This window comes from Phaeodactylibacter luteus (assembly GCF_007993045.1).
Lineage (GTDB): Bacteria > Bacteroidota > Bacteroidia > Chitinophagales > Saprospiraceae > Phaeodactylibacter > Phaeodactylibacter luteus.
In genome coordinates this window covers 1-3,566 of sequence record NZ_VOOR01000110.1, presented here as the reverse complement: position 1 = coordinate 3,566, position 3,566 = coordinate 1, and the positions used below count along the sequence as shown (strand labels likewise).

Below are 3,566 nucleotides of genomic sequence, written 5' to 3'. Positions count from 1 at the left end.
CGTGCCTAAGACTTGTGCTTTCAGACTAATATTGGAGAGGATAAAGCAGCCTGTTAGCAATACAAGCAGGCCATACCTTCCTTGGAAAAACTTCATTGAGGCTTTCCCTACAGCTTGCATAGAGAAGGAATAATTATTGTAAACCTTTTTTAGCATAAAAATTAGTTGTTTCATTGGGTTGAATTAAGCGTATGTAGCGATGAAAACATTTGAAAGTTTATATGCACGACCATTCAAGGCTCATGAATTCTAGCTCGTGCTTTGGGGGCGTAAACCAAAATGTCGTAGGCGTTTAAGCATTCCGATAGCATGGCCTTGGCCTAGCGCTGCGAAGGGGTGGCCGAAGGCCAGACCCGACGCCTGTAGGGCGAGGGGCCGAGCGGACAGCGAGCCCCGGAGCATAGCGGCACCTGCCTGCGGGCAGGGGCAGGCCCCTATCCCTGCGGAGAGGGCAAGCCCATCCTTGAAAAACGATAATCAGGTTGGCGCCCTTTTGAACACTATCGGATTGCTTCAAGACCATTGAACAGCAGTCAGTAAGTCAAAATAAAGAGGAAGAAGGAGGCCAATACTGATGTCCTCCTTCTTCTCTCCTGATAATTTTGGATACTTGCCTTATACCTAATGCCAACAGGCTAAAGGAGGCATCTACCGCCACCTCTACCCCAAACGAAAAGTACCGTTACACTTCTCTATAAACTGTCGAGGCGGCAGCTTAGCAGCTAGCTGCTAATTCATGTCAGCTGAGGGGATATAGCACGCTTGCTACCCCCAAATGCCGGCTTCAAAACATTTGCCGATCAATGTACCTTTACTATGGGCTCTGATTTGATCTGTACATTCTCTCCCTGCACTATGCTTAGGAAATAGGTGCCCGCTGGGATATCTGAAAGAGATAAACGCTGATGCGTGTTAAGCTCCGGGGCAATATTTTCATAGCGTTTGTGTACCCGTCCTGTATTATCCAAGACTACAATACTGATTGGGTCCAAGGTTATCCCATGCTCGCTTCTTAACATAAAGTGGACTTCATCAGTGAAAGGGTTAGGGTAAACCGAAACTTTCACAGGCTCGTTGACAAACGTCTGAATGTTGCCTTGATAGCTCAAGGCTACACCGTCAACCTTTGAGTGGAAAAACAAATCTTTGTTCCTCACCTTCAAATCCAGCTTGTCAGTGCTCCGGCCTTTCGATTCCTTTCTCAACCAAAGTGTCCCTATGTAACCGCCATTCTCAACCCCTTCCAAGGAGGCAAAATTTAGGATAGGATTCTGCAGCGGTTTTGGAGAATACGTGATGTTATTGCCCGGAGCAGAAACACCACTTTCCCATTTGTATATGTCGTAGTTGCTTCTCTTTAGGATGTCCTTGTCAATGATCAAGTTGGCAGAGTTGACCACCCCGCTTCCATCGTAATCACCAAAAACATACACATCAACTGCAACTAACTCCCTTGCATCGGCTGCCAGCTTTTCAGGCCCTTCTTGCATCTTGAACTTGACATAGGCTTGGCCAGCCAAACCTGTAGTGTTCAGCAGAATGAGCACTAAGACACCAATGCTGCTACCTAGCTTCGAGATATATTTGAAAAAATTCATTGTTTTCAGTTTACTGAATGAAAAAATACCCTACAGACCAGGCTTTAAACCTGATCCGTAGGGTTGCTCTTGTTACTCCCAAGTAACCGTACCGAAGGTGCCGTTCAAAGGAAGAAGGATATTCAGGTCTGAACCATCTATCACAACATCAAGGTTGCAATCCGCTGTCAGGTATCCGAAGGATCCATTCTGAAGCAAGAACTCGCTAATATCATTCCCATCAAATGTAATCCGGTTGCTCGCAGTCGATTGATCGACGTTACCGCCATACATCGCATAGTTGCCGCCAATAAGTTTTTGAGTCAATCCTCCAAATCCATTTGGATCATTGGAGTCGTTTGATCTAAAATCAAACGATAGCGTGTTTCCAACTAAGGTCAAACCTTCGCTGATCACCGCCATATGATTACGGTGCTCAATCACTACATAATTGACTGCTCCCAGTACACTAGCGGACAAGGATGGCGCAGCAGATGGTATTTCAATTGTACCATCGCTGTGCAGTAAAGCTGCCGTCCGGTACACCTCATCGCTAATGCTAAATCCATCAGCACGGACAGAAACCAATATCCAGTCCACTACTGTCGCAGGGTAAGGAGTACCACCGTCTCCATATTCCGTTCCAGTGTAAGCGGTGTAGTTCCACGGTGCAGCCCCATAAGGGTGTCCAGCATTCGCGTTGTTGGCTTCGCCCGGCAGGTAGTTGAAATCATTCAAATCTGTACGCATGCTTCCTCCAGACAGTGCCCCTTCCAGGAAGACCTGAACATCCAAATTAGCAACTGTAAATGCCGGCGTCGTGATGTCAGGGTTGCCGTCCGTTGGCGCTACGTCTGTAGCTACCGCCAGCGTCTCGTCAGACTCGTCGCCGTTGCTGATGCCGTCGTTATCGAAGTCCAGGCTGCCGTCTGGCGTGCCGTCCGTCGTCTCAGGGTCCAGCGGGTCTGTGCCCACCAAGAGCTCGTCCGAGTCGTTCACCCCGTCGTTGTCGTCGTCCGTGTCCACATCGTTCGCAATGCCGTCGCCGTCCGTATCCGCGAACGTGATGTCAGGGTTGCCGTCCGCAGGCGCTACGTCGGTCGCTACCGCCAGCGTCTCGTCTGATTCATCACCGTTGCTGATGCCGTCGTTGTCGCTGTCAAGGCTGCCGTCTGGCGTGCCGTCCGTCGTCTCAGGGTCCAGCGGGTCTGTGCCCACCAAAAGCTCGTCAGCGTCGTTCACCCCGTCGTTGTCGTCATCTGTGTCTGCCGCGTTGTCGATGCCGTCGCCGTCCGTATCCGCGAACGTGATGTCAGGGTTGCCGTCCGTTGGCGCTACGTCTGTAGCTACCGCCAGCGTCTCGTCTGATTCATCGCCGTTGCTGATGCCGTCGTTGTCGAAGTCCAGGCTGCCGTCTGGCGTGCCGTCCGTCGTCTCAGGGTCCAGCGGGTCTGTGCCCACCAAGAGCTCGTCAGCGTCGTTCACCCCGTCGTTGTCGTCATCTGTGTCTGCCGCGTTGTCGATGCCGTCGCCGTCCGTATCCGCGAACGTGATGTCAGGGTTGCCGTCCGTTGGCGCTACGTCTGTAGCTACCGCCAGCGTCTCGTCTGATTCATCGCCGTTGCTGATGCCGTCGTTATCGAAGTCCAGGCTGCCGTCTGGCGTGCCGTCCGTCGTCTCAGGGTCCAGCGGGTCTGTGCCCACCAAAAGCTCGTCCGCGTCGTTCACCCCGTCGTTGTCGTCGTCCGTGTCCACATCGTTCGCAATGCCGTCGCCGTCTGTGTCCGCTGCCGTCGTGATGTCAGGGTTGCCGTCCGCAGGTGCTACGTCGGTCGCTACCGCCAGCGTCTCGTCTGATTCATCGCCGTTGCTGATGCCGTCGTTGTCGCTGTCCAGGCTGCCGTCTGGCGTGCCGTCCGTCGTCTCAGGGTCCAGCGGGTCTGTGCCCACCAAGAGCTCGTCCGCGTCGTTCACCCCGTCGTTGTCGTC

1 protein-coding gene and 1 pseudogene are annotated in these 3,566 nt (G+C 52.4%); both read right to left on the bottom strand.

Annotation, left to right across the window (positions count from 1 at the left end):
• Positions 1-800: 800 nt before the first annotated feature.
• Positions 801-1,598: a T9SS type A sorting domain-containing protein gene (locus FRY97_RS21580; protein ID WP_147169695.1), complete on the bottom strand. Its 798-nt coding sequence runs from the start codon at positions 1,596-1,598 to the stop codon at positions 801-803.
• A 72-nt stretch (positions 1,599-1,670) separates the two neighbouring features.
• Positions 1,671-3,566 (bottom strand): annotated as a pseudogene (locus tag FRY97_RS22530) (hypothetical protein); the annotation flags it as partial.

Excerpts from the sequence above, each read along its gene's own strand:
- FRY97_RS21580 (WP_147169695.1), bottom strand. The coding sequence starts at position 1,598 with ATGAATTTTTTCAAATATATCTCGAAGCTAGGTAGCAGCATTGGTGTC.